10 protein-coding genes are annotated in these 18,949 nt (G+C 73.7%); 5 read left to right on the plus strand and 5 right to left on the minus strand.

The features are described 5' to 3' along the window. Positions 1-641 precede the first annotated feature (641 nt). From ACFV7Q_RS27485 to ACFV7Q_RS27500, 4 genes are all read left to right on the plus strand, one after another. Complete coding sequence (locus tag ACFV7Q_RS27485; RefSeq protein ID WP_385432249.1) at positions 642-3,557, plus strand: LuxR C-terminal-related transcriptional regulator; 2,916 nt, start codon at positions 642-644, stop codon at positions 3,555-3,557. Next, entirely contained in the window at positions 3,538-4,464 is a 927-nt protein-coding gene (locus tag ACFV7Q_RS27490) for a metallophosphoesterase family protein (protein ID WP_385432251.1), read from the plus strand. Before ACFV7Q_RS27485 ends, ACFV7Q_RS27490 begins: the two co-directional genes overlap by 20 nt. Then, on the plus strand, positions 4,461-5,246 hold the full coding sequence (locus tag ACFV7Q_RS27495) for a 4'-phosphopantetheinyl transferase (protein ID WP_385432253.1): 786 nt from the start codon (positions 4,461-4,463) through the stop codon (positions 5,244-5,246). Before ACFV7Q_RS27490 ends, ACFV7Q_RS27495 begins: the two co-directional genes overlap by 4 nt. A gap of 179 nt (positions 5,247-5,425) precedes the next feature. Further along, complete coding sequence (locus tag ACFV7Q_RS27500) at positions 5,426-7,084, plus strand: flavin monoamine oxidase family protein (RefSeq protein WP_385432255.1); 1,659 nt, start codon at positions 5,426-5,428, stop codon at positions 7,082-7,084. Positions 7,085-7,150: 66 nt separating this feature from the next. Here the strand turns inward: ACFV7Q_RS27500 and ACFV7Q_RS27505 are convergent, their stop codons facing one another. Together ACFV7Q_RS27505 and ACFV7Q_RS27510 are read right to left on the minus strand one after the other, a co-directional pair. Next, a complete protein-coding gene (locus tag ACFV7Q_RS27505; RefSeq protein ID WP_385432256.1) occupies positions 7,151-8,566 on the minus strand; it encodes a class I adenylate-forming enzyme family protein in 1,416 nt (471 codons plus the stop codon). 311 nt (positions 8,567-8,877) lie between these two features. Beyond that, on the minus strand, positions 8,878-9,525 hold the full coding sequence (locus tag ACFV7Q_RS27510) for a thioesterase II family protein (RefSeq protein ID WP_385432258.1): 648 nt from the start codon (positions 9,523-9,525) through the stop codon (positions 8,878-8,880). A gap of 1,068 nt (positions 9,526-10,593) precedes the next feature. Between ACFV7Q_RS27510 and ACFV7Q_RS27515 the strand changes: the two genes are divergently transcribed. Beyond that, positions 10,594-11,628, plus strand: a complete 1,035-nt coding sequence (locus ACFV7Q_RS27515) for an ACP S-malonyltransferase (protein ID WP_385432259.1) — start codon at positions 10,594-10,596, stop codon at positions 11,626-11,628. A 114-nt stretch (positions 11,629-11,742) separates the two neighbouring features. Here ACFV7Q_RS27515 and ACFV7Q_RS27520 read toward each other — a convergent pair whose 3' ends face one another. The 3 genes from ACFV7Q_RS27520 to ACFV7Q_RS27530 all read right to left on the minus strand — a co-directional run bounded on the left by ACFV7Q_RS27520 (position 11,743) and on the right by ACFV7Q_RS27530 (position 18,852). Then, on the minus strand, positions 11,743-15,426 hold the full coding sequence (locus ACFV7Q_RS27520) for a type I polyketide synthase (protein WP_385432261.1): 3,684 nt from the start codon (positions 15,424-15,426) through the stop codon (positions 11,743-11,745). A 199-nt stretch (positions 15,427-15,625) separates the two neighbouring features. Continuing rightward, positions 15,626-17,116 carry an aldehyde dehydrogenase family protein gene (locus ACFV7Q_RS27525; protein ID WP_385432262.1) on the minus strand — a complete coding sequence of 497 codons (1,491 nt, stop codon included), beginning with the start codon at positions 17,114-17,116 and terminating at the stop codon, positions 15,626-15,628. After that, positions 17,113-18,852: an amidohydrolase family protein gene (locus ACFV7Q_RS27530; protein WP_385432264.1), complete on the minus strand. Its 1,740-nt coding sequence runs from the start codon at positions 18,850-18,852 to the stop codon at positions 17,113-17,115. Before ACFV7Q_RS27530 ends, ACFV7Q_RS27525 begins: the two co-directional genes overlap by 4 nt. Positions 18,853-18,949: the final 97 nt, after the last annotated feature.

Below are 18,949 nucleotides of genomic sequence, written 5' to 3' on the forward strand. Positions count from 1 at the left end.
CCTCGTCGAGGAGCAGTGCGATGCGCTCGCGCGCGGTCAGCTTGCCCTTCGCGTGCTGGGCCTCGGTCGCCCGGTCACTCGGTCCACGCCGCGCCCGCTCGCGCAGGGAGTGCAGCTCGGCCACCTTGCCGCTGAGGTTCGTCGTCATCTGCCGCTCTCCCGCCCCCTGCCCCCGCCCGCTCCGCGCCGCGGGCACGAGCGGGGTCCATCGGTTCTCCGCCGGGCTCCCAAGGCCCGCACCGGACCATTAAACGAGCGGCCGCAACGGCTTCTCCAGCGTCTCCGACCCCTAATCTCGGTGCGGCCACCCCTAGAGCGGAAACAGTTCAATGCAGCAGTATTTGAGGTTTCCTTGAGGTTCCTCACGCACCTGTGGCGGGTCGATTTGGTTGAACCGGACGCCACATGAAGACATGTCATTCCAAAGGAGCTTCGTTAGGGGACCGGTCGAGAGTTGGTACAGTTCAATCGAACCTGCGAACGGGGAGAGCCGGGCCGCCGTTTGACCTGCGGCGGGCGCTGAATTCCATGCGCTCCACGGGCACGCCTTCCTGCATGCGCGGGAGAACTCGCATGAATAACCATGTGCCATGGAACCGACATGCGAAATTTCGCATCTCATCGGGGAGGCTTCCACAGACATGTTGGTGGAGCGGGACGAACAGATCGCCAAGCTGACCTCCTGGGTGTCCGGCGCCGCCCGGCCCCACGGCAGCACCCACGGAAGCAGACACGGAACCGGGCACGGCGCGGCCTCTGACGATCCCTCCAGACCCGTCCGGGCAGCGGTGATCAGCGGCCCGGTCGCCTCCGGCAAGACGGCCCTGCTGCACCGCGTGCTGGAGCGGACGGCCGACTCCGGCGTCCGGCTCCTCAGTGCCGTCACTTCCGCCGCGGAACGGGGCATCCCCTTCGGCGTCGTGGAGGAACTGCTCCGCGACACCCCGGACGGTGCGGGTCCCCTGGCCCTCCACGGGCCGCGGCCCGGCACCGACGGCCTCATTCCCGCCGAAACCCTCGTGGCCTTCCACGCCCGGCTCGCCGGCCTCGCGGCACGCGGGCCCGTCCTGATCGCCATCGACGACGTCCAGTACGCCGATCCGCAGTCCCTGCAGTGCCTCCTGTACGCATTGGGACGGGCCCGCACCGCTGGAGCGGGCCTCGCCCTGCTGACCACCCACGGACCCGACGCGGGGACTTCCCCGCCGCGTGTCCTCGACGAACTCCTCCGCCAAGCCGAGGGACCCCGCCTCCGGTTGGGCCCCCTCAGCACGCGGGGCGTGGAGGCGCTGCTCGCCCAGCGGGCCGATGACGCGGCCCTCACCAACGGCGCCGCAGCCGCCCGATGGCGCACCTCCCGCCTGGCCTCCGCCCTGCACACTGCGACCGGCGGCAATCCCCTACTGGTCCACAGCATTCTCGACGACCACCTCCCACGACTGCGGGCCGTCGAGGCGCCCGAAGCCGCCGACGACTCGCTCCACGCCGGCGAGCAGTTCCTGCAGAACGCCCTGATCTGCATACACCGCACCGGCGCCGGCGGCCTGCGCGTCGCGCAGGGCATCGCGCTGCTGGGCAACGCCGGCCGGACCCCGCTGCTCGCCCGGCTGGTCCAGGCCGAGGACAGCACCGTGGAGCAGGTGGTGGCCGCCCTCGACGACGCGGGCGTCCTGCACGGGGCGCGCTTCCGGCACGACGCGGTACGGACGGCGGTGCTGGAGAGCCTCGCCGACGAGGACGTCCACCTGCTGCGCCGGCGCGCGGCCCGCCTGCTGTACGAGGCCGGGGCGGCGCCGGTGGCCGTCGCCACGCACCTGTTGGGCGACGGCCCGGGCGTCCCCGACGAGGAGTGGGTTCCGGGAGTCTTGAGCGACGCCGCGCACACGGCGCTGGCCTCCCAGCAGATCGGGTTCGCGGTGCGCTGCCTGCGACTGGCGGAGCAGTGCTCCCGGGACGAACGGGAGCGGCTCCAACTCCGGTCCTGCACCGCGAAGTTCATCTGGAGGGTCAACCCGTCCGCCTGGGCGCACGAACTCCGTCCGCTGAACGTCGCCTCCCACAACGGGACGCTGCCGATCAGCGAGTCCCTGCGGCTCGTCGGTGACCTGCTGTGGAACGGCTGGATCGACGACGCGGCGACCGCGATCCAGCACGCCGTCGAGGGCCTGCGCAACACGCCCGACCCCGCGCTCGCCGCCGAACTGGGCGGCGTACGGGCCGTGCTGGCGTCCACGTACCCCACCCTGCTGGAGCAGATGGACGGTGCGCTCGGCCCGACCCCTGACGGCGCGGAGCGCCCGGCGGCAGGCGTACCGGAGGACGGCGTGATCGCCGCCACGGGCGTCCTGCACGGCGTCCTGAGCGCGGGCTCCGGCGCCGACGCGGAGTTCACCGAGAACGCGGAGCGGATCCTGGCGGGCACCCGCCTCACGGAGGAGAGCCACGTCACCGTACGGGCCTGCCTGCTGGCCCTGTTGTACGCGGACCGGCTGGGCCCGGCGACCCTGTGGGCCGACCGGCTGCTGGAGGAGGCCGCCGAGCGCAGCGCCCCCGGATGGACGGCCGTCATGCAGGCCATGCGCGCGCACATGGCGCTGCGCCGCGGCGAACTGGTCGCGGCGCAGCACCTCGCCGAGCAGGCCATGGAGCAACTCCCCCCGCACGGCTGGGGCGTGGGCATCGGCATGCCGCTGTCCGCCCTCATCGAGGCACGGACCGCCATGGGTGACCACGAAGCCGCGGCCGCCCTGGTGGACCACCCGGTGCCCGAGCAGATGCTGATGACCCGCTACGGCATCCACTACTTGTACGCACGCGGCCGGCACCAGCTCGCCACCGGACGGCACCACGCTGCGCTCACGGACTTCATGCACTGCGGGAAACTCATGCGCGACTGGGACATGGACCGGTCCGGGCTGGCGCCCTGGCGGGTCGGGGTCGCCGAGGCCTCGCTTGCCCTCGGCAACCGCGACCAGGCGGAGCACCGTGCCAGGGAGCAGCTGGCCGAGCCCGCCGGACCGCGGGTGCGCGGCATGGCCCTACGGGTCCTGGCGGGGGCGCGGCCCCTGGTCGAGCGGCCGGCCCTGCTGGACCGGGCCGTGGCCCTGCTCCAGGACGAGGGCGACTCCCACGAGCTGGCCCGGGCCCTGACCGACCTCGGGACGGCGTACGAGCAGCTCGGTGATGCGGCGCAGGGCAAGACCTGCACCCGCAGGGCGTGGCGGATCGCCGAGGGCTGCGGCGCCCGGGGCCTGTCCCACCGCCTCCAGCCCGAGACCCACGGCGCGCCGCAGAGCGCGCCGTCGCAGCCCGGGCCGGGCGCGGCTCCGAGCCCCGTGCGCCCGCGGCCGTCCGCGGTGTCCGCCCTGACGGACGCCGAACGGCGGGTGGCGGCGCTGGCCGCGCACGGGTACACCAACCGCGAGATCTCCGCGAAGCTGTTCATCACCGTCAGCACCGTGGAACAGCACCTGACCCGGGTCTACCGGAAGATCAACATCACGCGCCGGCAGGACCTGCCGGTCAGTTGGGACATCGATGTCGCACACACGGCCTGACCCCACCGCGCTGCCCGGCCCCGCCACCGCCGGGCCCGCGGCCGGGGCCGGACCCCGGCTGCTCGCGGTGAGCGATCTGCACATCGGGATGGCCGACAACCGTCCCATCGCCGAGTCGCTGCGACCGACCCACCCGGACGACTGGTTGATCGTCGCCGGTGACGTGGGCGAGCTGACCGAGGACATCGAGTGGGCGCTGCGCCTGCTCGCCGGACGCTTCACCACGGTGGTGTGGGCTCCGGGCAACCACGAGCTGTGGACCCCGCGCGAGGACCGGGTCCAGGTGCGTGGCGAGGAGCGCTACCGGTACCTGGTCGACCTGTGCCGCAGGTTGGGCGTGGTCACACCGGAGGACCCCTGGCCCGTTTGGCGGGGGCCCGGCGGCCCGGTCGCCGTCGCCCCGCTGTTCCTGCTGTACGACTACACCTTCCGGGTGGCGGGGACCTCCACCAAGAAGGAGTCGCTGGCCCGGGCGCACGAGGCCGGGGTCGTCTGCACGGACGAGTACCTCCTGCACCCCGACCCGCACCCGAGCCGGGACGCCTGGTGCCGGGCCCGGGTCGGGGAGACCCTGCGCCGGCTGGAGGCCCACGACCCGGCGGTGCCGCTCGTCCTCGTCAACCACTTCCCGTTGGTCCGCGAGCCCACGGACGTGCTGTGGCACCCGGAGTTCGCCCAGTGGTGCGGCACCGTGCTCACCGCGGACTGGCACCGCAGGTTCCGTACGGCCGCCGTGGTCTACGGGCACCTCCACATCCCCCGGACCACCTGGTACGACGGGGTGCGCTTCGAGGAGGTGTCCATCGGCTACCCGCGCGAGTGGCGCCGGCGCGGCCACCCCAAGGGCCTGCTGCGGCAGATCCTGCCCTACGACGGCCGTCCCGACGGCAAGGAGTCCCGGACGTGATAGAGACGCTGGTGCCCGCGGAGGCCCGGGCGAGCGAGGCCTTCGGCCCGGACGGCTCCGCGGTGCTGTACCCGGAGGAGGCGGCCCTGGTCGCCGCCGCGCCGAACGAGCGGCGGGAGGAGTTCACGACCGTACGGGGCTGCGCCCGGCGCGCGCTGGCCGCCCTCGGGCTGCCGCCGGCGCCGGTCCTGCCCGGCAGGCGCAACGTGCCGCAGTGGCCGGCCGGGGTGGTGGGCAGCATGACCCATTGTTCCGGCTACCGGGCCGCGGTCCTCGCCCGGGACACCGACCTGATGGCGGTCGGCATCGACGCCGAACCGCACCGGCCGCTGCCCCGGGGGGTGCTGGAGGCGACGGCCCTGCCCCAGGAGCTCGCCTGGGCGCGCACCCCGGTCGCCGGCACGGGCCCGCTGTGCCGGGACCGGCTGCTGTTCAGCGCCAAGGAAGCCGTATACAAGACCTGGTACCCCCTGGTGGGGACCGAGCTGGACTTCGAGGACGCCCTCATTTCCTTCCGGGGGGACGGCCCCGGCGACGCTCCCACCGGCGCTCCGGGGAGCGGCCCGGCCACCGGCGCGCGGACCGGCACCTTCCGGGCCCGCGTGCTGCGTCCGGGGACCGGCCCCGACGGGCATCCGGTCACGGCGTTCACGGGCCGCTGGATCGCGCACCGCGGCCTGGTCGTCACCGCGGTCACCGTTCCCGCCCGCCGGACGACCGCGGCGGCCGGCGGGGCGGGCGCGGCCGGTTCGACGGGCGGGGTCGGTCACCCGGGTCGATAGGGGTTGTCCCGCTCCGGCACCACTGCATAGCGTGCGAGGACCGGATCGACTGCACGGCGTACGGCGCGTGGGTCTCCCGCCGTACGGGGCCCGCTCCGGCGCCGCGTCCCCGGCTGCGGCCGGCTCGTCCGACGGTTCTCCCTGGTAGCGCTGCCGCACCGGCCCGAGAGGTACTCGAGATGACTCCACCAAGCCCGGCCACCACCATGCTCGTGCCGGACTTCCCGTTCTCCTATGACGGCTGGCTGCGCCACCCGGCAGGCCTGGGCTCGCTGCCACCGGGGCGGGCCGGGACGCCCGTGGCCGTGGTGGGCGGCGGGATGGCGGGGCTGACCGCCGCCTACGAACTGATGCGGCTCGGTCTGCGCCCGGTCGTCTACGAGGCCGGCCAGCTGGGCGGCCGGATGCGTTCGGTGCCGTTCCCGGGCGACTCCGGCTGTGTGGCCGAGATGGGCGCGATGCGCTTCCCGCGTTCGGCCCGCGCGCTGTTCCACTACATCGACCTGCTGGGGCTGCGGACCCGCCCCTTCCCCAACCCGCTGGCGGAGCACACCCCGAGCACCCTCGTCGACCTGGGCGGGGTGCGCCACACCGCTCGCCGCGCGGAGCACCTCCCCGACGTCTACCAGGAGGTGGCCGCCGCCTGGGAGAAGGCGCTCCAGGAGCGGGCCGAGCTGGCCACGATGCGCGACGCCGTGCAGCGGCGTGACGTCGAGACGCTCAAGCACGTCTGGAACCGGCTGGTGCGGGAGTTCGACGACCAGTCCTTCTACGGCTTCCTCGCCACCAGTACGGCGTTCCGGTCCTTCCGCCACCGGGAGGTCTTCGGGCAGGTGGGGTTCGGGACCGGTGGCTGGGACACCGACTTCCCCAACTCCCTGCTGGAGATCCTGCGCGTGGTCTACACCGGCGCGGACGAGGACCAGGTCTCCGTCGTCGGCGGCTCCGGGCAAGTGCCGCGCGGCCTGTGGGGGCACCGGCCGCAGGAGTGCGCGCACTGGCCGGCGGGAACCTCGTTGGCCTCCCTGCACGGCGGTGCCGCCCGGCCCGCGGTACGGGCCGTCACGCGCGACGGCGCGGAGTTCGCCGTCACCGACACGACCGGTCGCCGGAACCGGTTCGCCGCCGTGGTGTACACGCCGCACGTCTGGACGTTGCTCAACCGGGTGGAGGCCGATCCGGATCTGCTGAGCGCACCGGTGTGGACGGCGGTGGAGCGGACCCACTACATGGGTGCGTCCAAGCTGTTCGTCCTGACCGACCGGCCGTTCTGGCACGACGTGGACCCGGCGACCGGCCTGCCGGTGATGAGCATGACCCTCACCGACCGGATGCCTCGCGGTGTCTACCTGTTCGACGACGGCCCGGACCGGCCCGGCGTGATGTGCCTGTCCTACACGTGGAACGACGACTCCCTGAAGATGGCGACGCTGAGCGCGGCCGAGCGGCTGGAGGTGCTGCTGGGCAAACTCGCGGCGATCTACCCGGGGCTGGACATCAGGTCGCACGTGATCGGCGGTCCGTTGACCGTCACGTGGGAGACCGAGCCGCACTTCATGGGCGCGTTCAAGTCGAACCTGCCGGGCCAGTACCGCTACCAGCGGCGGCTGTTCACGCAGTTCATGCAGCGCGGACTGCCCGACGGCCGGCGCGGCTTCTTCCTGTGCGGCGACGACGTGTCGTGGACGGCGGGGTTCGCCGAGGGAGCCGTGTCCACGGCGCTGAACGCAGTGTGGGGCGTGGTGGAGCATCTGGGCGGGGCCACCCACCCGGACAACCCCGGCCCCGGCGACCTGTTCGAGGAGCTGGCTCCCGTGGAACTGCCCTACGACGGCTGACGGCCCCGGCACGGGACGAAGGCGCCCCCGCCGCAGCGGCGGGGGCGCCTTCGGGGTGCGGGACGGTCACGCCGGGCCGGCGGCCATCTCCGCCAGCTTCTTCTTGTCGGGCTTGCCGTTGCGGTTGAGGGGGAACCGCTCCAGGACCACGACCCTGTTGGGCTGTTCGAAGACGGGCAGCAGGGCGCACAGCCGCTCACGCCAGTGGCCGGGCTCGCGCAGCTCCTCGTCCTCGACGAAGAACACCAGCTGTGAGCCGCGCAGTTCGTCGGGGAGGGCCACGATCCGGGTCGGGCAGCCCCGTTCGGACACCTTCCGCTCGATGAGCTCGGGGTACAGGGTGTAGCCCATGCGGTGCACGGCGAACTTGCGGCCCGGCACGTGGAGGTTGCCCTCGGCGTCGAGGTGGCCGAGGTCGCCGGTGGCCTGCCAGCCGCCCGTGGCGTGGGCCGCGATGACGGTGCCGTCGTCGGCGATCTGGCCCTGCAGGGCGTCAGGGGTGTCGACCTCGATCTCGCCCGTCTCGCCCGCGGGCAGTTCGCCGCCGTCCTCGCCGACGATCCGCAGCCGGATCCCCTCCATGGCGCGGCCGCAGGCGACCGGGTTGTCGAGGGTGGCGAACGAGATGTTGCCGAGCTCGGTGGAACCGTAGCTGTCCAGCAGCGGCAGCCCGAACTCCTCCACGTACTGCGCGACGAGGGGGGCGTCGAGGGGCGCCGCGCCGACGCAGAACATGCGGGTGTCGGCGAGGTGGTCGCGCAGCGCCGGCTTGCGGGTGAGCAGGCTGAGGATGCTGCGGTAGCTGGAAGGGGTCGCGTCGATGACGGTGGCCCCGGCGTCGCGGGCCATGCGCAGGGCCCGGTCGAGACGCCGGTAGGGCGCGATCACCAGGGAACAGCGGGTGAGCCAGGCGATGAGCACCATCGACAGGCCGTACTGGTGCGCGAAGGGCAGGAGCGGCAGCAGGACGTCGTCGGCGCGGTGTCCGACCTGGTCCGCATTGCGCTGGAGGTTGCGCAGGAACGAACGGCCGGTCTTGACGACGCCCTTGGGCGATCCGGTGGAGCCGGAGGTCCACATGATGAGGCCGTCGGGGAGTTCCCCCCAGGCGTCGAAGGACAGGGCCGGGGCGGTGGGTTCGTGGTCGGCGACGGCGACCATCAGTTCGTACAGGTGGACGGGGTCGGCGTCCGGGTAGACGGGGGTGTCGTCGTCGACGAAGGTGACCTTGACGCCGGTGCGTACGGCGATGCGTCGGGTCTCCTCCGCGGTTTCCTGCTGGTCGACGAGGACGATCGAGGCCCCGACGTGCATGAGCGCGTACAGCACGCACACGTAGCTCGCCGAGTTGCCGGCTTTCAGCATGACCCGGTCGCCGAGTCCGACGCCGCGTTCGCGGATCGCTTCGGCGATCCGGAGGGCGTCCTGCTCGAATTCTTCGACGGGCCGTACCGAGTCGGCTGCAAATATCTTCGCGGTCATCGGTCGCACTGTGTCCTTCCTCTGGGCCGTGACGCGGCCGGGCGGCGTGGGGTGCGCCGGGCCGGCGGTGGATCGGGCCCGTTCAGGGGTGGATCGCGGGATTCGCGGGCTTCACGAGGGATGGGATGCGGCCGCTGCCGCTCCGTGGTCCGTGCGGTCGGGCGTGTCGTGTGACGGGCGCCGTCGGTGGGCCGTGGTGTTGCCGTGGGCCGTGGCGCCGCCCCGGTCGTGCCGTGGACACGGGCCCCCACTCCCGCACGCTAGGCAGCGGGCCGGGGTACGGGTACCCCTGACCGCCCCCTGCGGACCCCTCAGTCGGGGTCCGGTTCGCCGAGCGAGATGAGCTGGTCGTGCACGATGTTGACCACCTCCCGGCGGTACGACCTCAGGTATCCGGCGGCACCCGGGAAGACTTCCAGGTCGAACCGGCCGGAGGTGCACCGCCGCCAGGCCCGGACACCGGCCAGCGTCGCCCGCGGGTCGTGGCGGGCCGTCAGGGCGACGACCCTGCAGCCCAACGCGGGCGGGCCGAGGCTACCGCGGTGGCCGGGCGCCGCCCGCCCGGAGGCGAAGAGGGTCAGGGGTGCCCCGTAGGTCTCCTGCTCCAGGCGGCAGCCCACCTCGTAGGCCAGTTCGGCGCCCAGGCGGTGTCCGAAGAGGGCGAACGGGCGGTCGGCCCAGCCCTGGACCGACTCGAACACCTTGTCGGCGAGTTCCTTGCCCGCGGCCGGGTCCAGGTCGTCGCCGAGGGGTGTGGACGACGGGTACTGGACGACGAGGAGCTCCACGGTGGGCAGCAGCAGTTCGGCCAGGGCCAGGTAACAGAGCGGCGAGTTCCGTGCGCTCGGGAAGCAGATCATGCGGTAGCTGCTCGGGACCGACGGCTGCCGGATCTGGATCAAACCGACCTCGTCGGGGGTGGTCTCCCCGCCGGCGGGCCGGCTGTGCGCATGGGTCATGCCCTTGGAACTCCGCCTCGGACGGCGCCCTGTGACGTGTGGTCGGGCGTGCGGACGGCGCCTCCGCAGCGGAGGGCCTTCATCGACGAATCCGCGCCGCGTCGTGGCCGCCGACGGTGTCGGCCCCCGGACGGTGCTGCTCGGCGGTGATGTGCGGGGGGCGCGACCGGGTGCCGGATCCCCCCGGGAGGACGGGTGATTTCACGGGGTCTCCTCGCGGAACGGTGAGCGAGCGGGGATGATCCGCACGGTCACCCGGGGATGGTATGAGGCTATTCGAAGGGGCCGCAATACAAGATCCCCTATTCCCCCCTAACCCTTTCCCCTTCCCCCTATGAGCGGGCCCGCCGGGTGAGCGGCGGAGATCCGCGTGCTAGACATTGCCCGTCCCCATTTCCCTTCGCGGACCCGCAGGACCGCCGTTTCCGCGTCCCACTTGATTCGCAGGAGCAAATGAAACCTGAACGACCCGTGGATTCCGCTGTCGTGGTCGACCGACTGGTCAAGAAGTACCGGGACCGCGACCGGCCGGCACCACGGCGCGGGTCGCGCCGAGCGGCGCCGGCCCGCCGCCCCGTGCGGCCCGGCTCTGCGACCGCGTCGGCATCGTGGACCAGGGGCGGCTGCTCGCCCCGGACACGCCGCAGGTGCTCACGGAGGGTCTGAGCGGCAGCACCACCGTGACCCCCACGGCCGGCCGGCGTCGATGGCGCCCGGCGTGACGGAGGCCGTGCTTTTCGGCGACGGTGGGCGTCCTGTTGATGGGTGCGTCTGCCGGCAGCGCCATGGGGCTGACGATCGGCACGCTGGCTCCGCCGCGGCACATCGGCATCGTCTTCGCCGTGGCGCTGACCCGCTGATGTTCACCGATCGAGCCACCTGTGGCTCAAGGGCTTCCACCGCAGGGCCCGGGACTCAATTCCGCCCCCTTTCACTTCTCTGTTCTCCGGCCCCGTGCCCGGACCGGCGCACCCCCGCCGGCCGGGTGCGGGGTCGTTTCTCGTCAACGGCACCGGCACCATCCCTCCGGTGCTTTCACCATCCCGGAAGCAAAGGTATTCAGGCACCATGACTCTTTCCGATGCGATTCCTGCCGAGGATGCGGCCGACTCCTCCGGTTCCCGGACCGGAACCGCGATCGTATTTCCCGGCATGGGACCCGCGTCCTTCGCCGAGATCGGCCGGTTCCTGCTGCTCGACCCGTACGGGCGGGTGCGTCTGGCGGAGGCGGACGAGGCCCTCGGATATTCGGTGTTCGACCGGTTCCGTGAGGCCGAGGACGACTATTCGGTGTATTCCCAGCTCGTCTTCCTGGTGGCCTCGATGGCGATGGCTGACCGGGCCGTCGACAGCCTCGGCGTCTCCCCCACCGTCTGTGCGGGTCCCAGCTTCGGCCAGAAGGCGACCGCCGCGTTCGTCGGGTCGCTGTCCTTCCCGGACGTCGTCCGGCTGACCGCGGACCTGGCCCGCTGCGAGGAGGACTACTTCTCCGGCGTGTACCAGGACGTGGTCACGCACTGCTTCGTCCGGACCCCGCAGGACCGCCTGGACGAGGTCCTCGCCGGGTTCGACGAGCGCGGCGCCTGGTACGACCGGTCCGGCCGGCTCGACGCCGCCTTCCACATGCTGTCCGTGCGGGAGCAGGACCTCGACGCGCTGACGGCCGGCATCAGCGCGGCCGGCGGCTACTCCCTGTACTCGATGCGGCCGCCCGTGCACGCGGCGGCCTTCTCGGCGCTGCGCCGCAAGGCGGAGGAGGAGGTCTTCGGCGCGTACGAGCTCGCCGACCCCGCACTGCCCGTGGTCGTCGACCACGACGGCACGGTCGTCCGGGACGCCGCCGGCATGCGCACGATGATGCTGGACACCTTCGACCGGCCCATCCACTGGCCGAGCATGGTCGGGACCCTCAAGGGGCTCGGGGTGGGCACGCTGTACGTGACCGGCCCCGACAGCCTGTTCCACCGGCTGGACGTCACCAAGGAGAACTTCGAGGTCGTCCCGGTGGGCCTGCCCAAGAAGAGGGACCGCGAGCGCGAGCGGAAGCAGGCCCTGGAGCGGTCCCGGGCCGCGCGGGCCCGGCGGGCCGCGTCGGGAGTCTGAGTCGCCGCGGGACCGAGCCGCCGGGAGGTGCGGGCGGACACGGACGGGGCCTGGCCCCACCCCCTGGCCGGGGGGGTGGGGCCAGGCCCTTTCCCACTGGTCCCGGCCGCCGCCTCAGGGGCGGGCGCGGAGCCACTCGTCGACGGCCCCCGCCGTCGTCCGCGCGTGCTGCTCCATCATCGTGAAGTGGTTGCCCGGCACGTCGACCGCGCTGTGCTCCAGGTCCCAGTAGGAACGCCAGTCGCCGTCCGTGGCACGGTTCCAGTCGAAGAACTGCTCCTGGGCCCGGACCAGCAGGGTGGGCGTCTTCACCGCTTGCGGCTTCCAGCCGGCGAACAGCCGGAAGTACGCGCCCATCGCCAGCAGCCGGTCGTCGTCGACCGGGACGTAGGTGTCCTGCCGTTCGTCCACTCCCGCCGACAGCCCCGGCTGGATGCCGAGGATGGCGTCGTCGTCGTGCGAGTAGATGTCGATCAGGACCACGGCCTCGGGGAACACCCCCGCCTCTTCCAGCTTCCCCGCCACGGCGTGGGCGAAGATGCCGCCCGAGGAGTGTCCGAGGAGCACGAACGGCGCCCCGTCGGCGTGCCGCAGCACGGCTTCGGCCTTGGCCTCGATGACCGCCCCGGTGGTCGAGGGCAGCTGCTCGCCGCGTACGAAACCGGGTGCGGCCATCGCGTGGACGTCCCGCCGGCCGCGGAACGCGGACGCGAACCGGGCGTACTGGTGCGGGCCGGAAATGGACAGGATCGAGGAGAAGCAGATCAGGCCGGGGCCCGTCTCGCCGCGGGAGAGCCGTACCAGGCCGGGTGCCTTGCGCAGCTCGCCCGACGAGGCGAACGACGGCCGGAACCGCGACGCCTGCATGAGCAGTTCCATGAACGGGCCGGACGCACCCTGCGTCCCGGCTTCCCGGAGCATCGCCCCGAGGACCCCGGAGGGCTCCCCCCGACCCGGCTCGGCGGCGCCGTCCGGGCCGGCGGGGTCGCCCGCGGTCCCGGTCCCGGCGAGCTCGGTGCGCAACCGCTGGGCGACCAGCAGCGGGGTCGGGTGGTCGAAGAGCAGGGTGGCCGGCAGCCGCAGGCCGGTGACGGAGTTCAGCTGGTTGCGCAGCTCGACCGCGGTCAGCGAGTCCAGACCGAGCTCCAGGAACTCTTGGGACTCCCCCACCGCGTCGGGCGACGGGTAGGCGAGCACTGCGGCGGCCCGGTCCCGCACCACATCCAGCAGCACCCGCTCCTGCTCCTCCTCCGACAGTCCGGGCAGACCCCGGAGCTGCCGCGCGGCGGCGGACACGGCCGCGTCGGCGTGCCCGGATGCGGTGGCCTTGCGGAGTCCACCGCGCACCAACCCGCGGAAGAGCGGCGGGAGGGCTCCGGCCTCCGCCTGGGCCCGCAGCGGTCCCGTATCGAGGTGCATGGCCACGAACACGCTGCCGCCGGTGCTGAGCGCGGACGCCGTGTCGAAGAGGGCCAGGCCCTCCCGGGACGACAGCGGGGCCAGTCCGGCCCGCGCCATCCGCTGGACGTCGGCGTCGGTGAGGTCGCCGGTCATCCCGCTGCGCTGCTCCCACAGCCCCCACGCCAGGGACACGGCGGGCAGCCCGGCGGCCCGCCGAGACTGGGCCAGGGCGTCGAGGAAGGCGTTGGCCGCCGCGTAGTTGGCCTGCCCGGGGCTGCCGAGGGTGCCGGCCGCGGAGGAGAACAGCACGAACGCGGCGAGGTCCAGGTCCCGGGTCAACTCGTGCAGGTGCACGGCCGCGTCGGCCTTCGGCCGCAGCACCGCGTCGACCCGCTCCGGGGTCAGGGAGGGTACGAGCCCGTCGTCGAGGTGGCCCGCGGTGTGGACGACGGCGGTCAGCGGGTGCTCGGCGGGAATGCCGGCCAGCAGTGCGGCGAGCGCGTCCCGGTCGGCCGCGTCGCAGGCGGCGACGGTCGCCTCGGCGCCGAGTGCGGCGAGTTCGGCGACGAGTTCCGCGGCGCCGACGGCGCGGGGCCCGCGCCGGCTGGTGAGCAGCAGGTGGCGGACGCCGTGCTCGGTCACCAGGTGCCGGGCGAGCAGGCCGCCGAGCACGCCGGTGCCACCGGTGATGAGGACGGTGCCGCCGGGGCGCAGTGCGGGGGCCGCCGGTGCGCGGTCCACCGCCTCCTCGACGGCCGCGACGGCCCCTTCCTGCGCGGGGCCGCCCGCGGGCACCTTCGCCAGCCTGGCGGCGTGTACGGCACCCCCGCGGACGGCGAGCTGGGGTTCGCCGCTCGCCACGCCGGCCGCGAGCAGCCCGCCCGGGTCCGCCGGAGCGTCCGTGGTGCCGTCGGCCGTGTGGTCCGCGTCGAGGTCGAGGATCTGGAACCGGCCGGGGTTCTCCGACTGGGCGGACCGCAGCAACCCCCACACCGCGGCGTGCGCGAGGTCCGTGACGCCCTCGCCCGGCCGCACCTCGACCGCGCCGCGGGTCACCACTGCGAGGCGGGCCCCGGCGAAGGCTTCCTCGGCCAGCCAGCCCTGTACGAGCGCCAGGGCTTCGCGGGCGGCCTGCCGGGTGGCCACGGCGATGGCTGCGGCGGTGTCCGCGGCCGGTGCGGCGTACGGGACGAGGACGGTGTCGGGCAGCGGCTTGCCCGCGGCCACGACGCCTGCGAGGGCGTCCAGGTCCGCGTAGACGTCGGCGGTGATGCCCGCCTCGTGCAGCGCCGTCTCCAGACCGAGGCCGTCGTCACCGACCACGGCCCAACGTCCCGACGGCGGAACGGCGTTGCCGGGCAGGGCGGGCCATTCCAGTCGGAAGAGCGACTCGTGGAACGCGGGCCGGGTCGACTGGAGCCGGGCCGGGTCGAGCTCCCTCAGCAGCAGCGACTCCACCGACACGACCGGTTCGCCCCGCTCGTCGAAGGCCGTGAGGGACACGGCGTCCGGCCCTGCGGGGGCCAGCCGCACCCGCAGCGCGCCGGCGCCGACGGCGTGCAGGCCGACGCCGGTGAAGGAGAAGGGCAGCCGCATCCGGACGTCCGCGCCCGGCTCCCCGTCCTGCGTGGCGAAGAAGGAGCCCAGTGCCAGGCCGTGCAGCCCCGCGTCCAGCAGCGCCGGATGCACTCCGAAGTGGGCGGCGTCGGCCTGGGGGCCCTCGGCCAGCGCGAGTTCGGCGAACAGTTCGTCGCCGCGCCGCCAGGCGGACCGCAGGTTGCGGAAGGCCGGGCCGTAGTCGTAGCCGGCGGCGGCGAACAGCTCGTACAGGTCGGCCACGTCCAGCTGCTCGGCCCCGGTGGGAGGCCAGGCCTCCGGGCCGCCCGCCGGGGGCGCGGTCGGCGTGTCCGCCGCGCCGAGCACACCGGTGGCGTGCCGTGTCCACGGCTCGTCCTGGTCGTGCCCGCCCCCGTCGGCCGCGGTCTCGGCACGCGAGTGCACGCGAAGGGCCCGCCTGCCCGTGTCGTCGGGAGCGGCCACGGTGACCCGGAGTTGGAGGGCGGCGTGCTCGGGGAGCACCAGCGGCGCCTCCAGGGTCAGCTCCTCCAGACGGGCGGTGCCGGCCCGCCGGCCGGCGTGCAGGGCGAGTTCCACGAAGGCGGTGCCCGGCAGCATGACCGTGCCCGCGGCCCGGTGATCGGCCAGCCAGGGGTGCGTGCGGAGCGAGAGGCGTCCGGTGAACAGGAACCCTTCCGGCTCGGGCAGTTCGACGGCCGCACCGAGCAGCGGGTGCTCGGCCGGTCCGAGCCCGGCGGAGGTCACGTCGCCGGCCGTCCCCGCATCCGGCACCTCGATCCAGTAGCGGTCGCGCTGGAAGGCGTACGTGGGCAGGTCCACACGGCGGGCGCCGGTCCCGGCGAAGTACGCCGCCCAGTCGACGGCGGCACCTCGGGCGTGGGCCCGTGCGACGGCCGCCGTGAGGGTGTCCGCCTCGGGGCGGGGGGCGCGGCCGGGCGGGGGGGCGGCCGCGGGTGCCGGCGCGGGGGGGCGGGCGGCCGGCGGGGGGGCGGCCCCCCCCCCCCCCGGCCCCCGCCCCTCAGCCCGCCCAGACGATCGACTGCACCTCGCTGTACGCGTGCAGCGCGTACGAGCCCACGTCGCGGCCGACCCCCGAGCGCTTGAAGCCGCCGAACGGCGCCTCCATGTTCCGGCCGATCGTGTTGACCCCGACCCCGCCAGCCCGCAGCCGGCGCGCCACCCGGAACGCGCGCGCCGCGTCCCCGGACCACACGTAGCTCAACAGCCCGTAGTCGCTGTCGTTGGCCAGGGCGACGGCCTCGTCCTCCCCGCCCTCGAACGGCACGACCACCACGACCGGCCCGAAGATCTCTTCCCGGACCACCCGCATGTCGCTCGTGCAGTCCACCAGGAGCGTCGGCGCGACGTAGAACCCGCGGCCCGGGGCACCGTCCACCACCGGGCGGGATCCGCCGTGCGCCAGGCGCGCGCCCTCCTTCCGCCCCAGCTCGACGTACGCCTCCACCCGGTCCCGGTGCGCCGCCGAGATCACCGGACCGACGACCGTGCCCTTCGCCGCCGGGGCGCCGACCTTCATGTGGCCCAGGTAGGCGGTCAACTTCTCGACCAGCCGCTCGTACACCGCCCGCTGCACGATCACCCGGGTCGGGGCGGTGCAGATCTGGCCGCTGTAGAAGGAGAAGGTGGTGCCGATCCCGGCCACCGCCGCGTCCAGGTCCGCATCCTCGAACACGACCGCCGCGCCCTTGCCGCCCAGCTCCATCAGCTGCCGCTTCATGGAACGGCCGCAGACCTCCGCGATGCGCTGTCCGACCGCCGTGGAGCCGGTGAAGGACACCATGTCCACGTGCGGGGAGGCGACCGCCGCTTCGCCGACCTCCACCGCCTGCCCGCCGACCACGTTGACCACGCCCCGCGGCACCCCGGCCTCCTCCAGCGCCGCCGCCATCCGGAACACCGACAGCGGGTCCTGCGGGGCCGGCTTGACCACCACCGTGTTGCCCATGGCCAGGGCCGGGGCCACCTTGCCCGCCGGGTTCGCCCACGGGTTGTTGTACGAGGTGATGCACGTGACCACGCCGACCGGCTGGCGCACCTCCAGCGCCCCCAACACGGCCGCCCTCCCCATCGGCCCGGCCTCGGTGACCTGCGGCGGGAGTCCCCGCTCGACCGGCTCCAGGGCGCCCTTCGCGTACCGCCGGAAGCGGGACACCCCCACCCCGACCTGCATGCCGCGCGCGATGGCCGTCGGGGCGCCCGTCTCCGCCCGGGCCAGCTCCGCCCACGGCTCGAACTCCCGCTGGATGATGTCCGCGGCGCGGTCCAGGACCGCCGCCCGCTGCTCCGGCCGCGTCCGCGACCAGCCCTCGAAGGCCTCGGCCGCCGCCGCGGCCGCCTCCAGGACCTGCCCGGGCGAGGCCTCCGGCGCGAGGCCCACGACCGACTCGTCCGCCGGGTTGACCACCTCGTAGTGGCCGCCCGCCGGCTCCACCCACTCGCCGCCGATGAACAGCCGCTGCCCCTGTCCCCCGTGCTGCCCGCCGATCACCCGGTGCTCACCGTCCTCGTGTCCCGGCCCGACCGGAGCACCGTCCCCGGGACCGCGCCCGTCACCCGGTCGTCCCGTACCGTCTCGACCCCGTTGACCCGCACCGACACGATGCCGACCGCCCGCGCGTCCAGCCGCGGGCTGTTGCCGGGCAGGTCGTGCACGAGGGTCGCAGGCCCGGCCTCGATCCGCTGCGGGTCGAACAACACCAGGTCCGCGTTCCAGCCCTCGGCGATCCGACCGCGTTCGCGCAGCCCGAACAGCCGGGCCGGGTCGTCGGTGAGCATCCGCACCGCCCGCTCCAGCGGCAGCAGCCCGCGGCCGCGCAGGCAGTCCCCGAGGAACCGGGTCGTGTACGGCGCCCCGCACATCCGGTCCAGGTGCGCACCCGCGTCCGAGCCGCCCAGCATGACGTCCTCGTGCTGCCAGGTCTCGGCGCGCAGCGCCCAGCTCGCCGGGTCGTTGTCGGTCGGCATCGGCCACAGCACCGTGCGCAGGTCGTCGTTGGCGCAGATCTCCACCAGGCACTGGAAGGGGTCCTGCCCGCGCTCGGCCGCGATGTCGCGGACGACCCTGCCGGTGAGCCCCTCGTTCTCCTTGCCGTACGTGTCCCCGATGACGTACCGCCCGAAGTCGGCCAGGCGCCGGAACACCCCGGCCTCCTTGCCGTCGGCGCGGCGCAGCATCTCCGCCCGTACCTCCGGGTCGCGCAGCCGGGTGATCCGCTCGGGCACGGGCAGGCCGAGGACCTCGCCCCAGCCGGGGATGAGGTTGAGCGCGCAGAAGGTGCCGAGCGACATGTTCATGGGGGTGAGGATCGGCATCGTCAGCGCGACGATGCGGCCGCCGGCCTTGCGGGCTCGTTCGCTGGGCACCAGCTGGCGCGGCACGCGTTCGGGGACGGCGGAGTCGATGGTGAGCACGTTCCAGTTGAGCGGGCGTCCGGCGGCGGCGCTCATCTCGACGAGCAGGTCGATCTCGGCGTCGGAGAACTGGTCGAGGCAGCCGGCGACGATGGCCTCCAGCTGGGTGCCCTCGTGCTCGCCGACCGCCCGTGACAGGGCGATGAGCTCGGCGGGTTCGGCGTGCCGGGAGGCGACGGGGGCGCCGTCCCCGTCGGAGTGGGTGGCGGACTGGGTGGTGGACAGGCCCCACGCACCCGCGTCCATGGCGTCGTGGAGGAGGGCGACCATCTGCTCCAGTTGGGCGGGCGTGGGCCGGCCGCCGACGGCGTCCTCACCCATGACGTGGCGGCGCAGCGCGCAGTGGCCGACCATGAAGCCCGCGTTGACGGCGATCCGGCCGTCCAGGGCGTCGAGGTACTCGCCGAAGGTCGACCAGGTCCAGTCGACGCCGTCTTCCAGGGCGGCGAGGGCCATGCCCTCGACCTTGCTCATCATGCGGCGCGTGTAGTCGGCGTCGCCGGGGCGGTCCGGGTTGAGCGGGGCGAGGGTGAAGCCGCAGTTGCCGCCCACGACGGTGGTCACGCCGTGGTTCATGGAGGGGGTGGCGTACGGGTCCCAGAACAGCTGGGCGTCGTAGTGGGTGTGCGGGTCGACGAAGCCGGGGCAGAGGACGAGGCCGGTGGCGTCCTCGCTGGTGCGGGCCCCTTCGGTGAGGGTGCCGGGTGCGCCGATGACGGCGATGCGGCCGTCGCGCAGGCCGACGTCGGCGGTGTACCGGGGGGATCCGGTGCCGTCGACGACGGTGGCTCCCCTGATCAGGTGGTCGAGCATGACGGGTGACGTCCCTTCTCCTCTTCCCTGCTTCCCGATCGGGGATCCGGCTCGCGGCGTCCGGTCTCCGGGTCGGCGTGGTCCGGCTCCCGGTCCC

Source organism: Streptomyces sp. NPDC059851 (genome assembly GCF_042732005.1).
Lineage (GTDB): Bacteria > Actinomycetota > Actinomycetes > Streptomycetales > Streptomycetaceae > Streptomyces.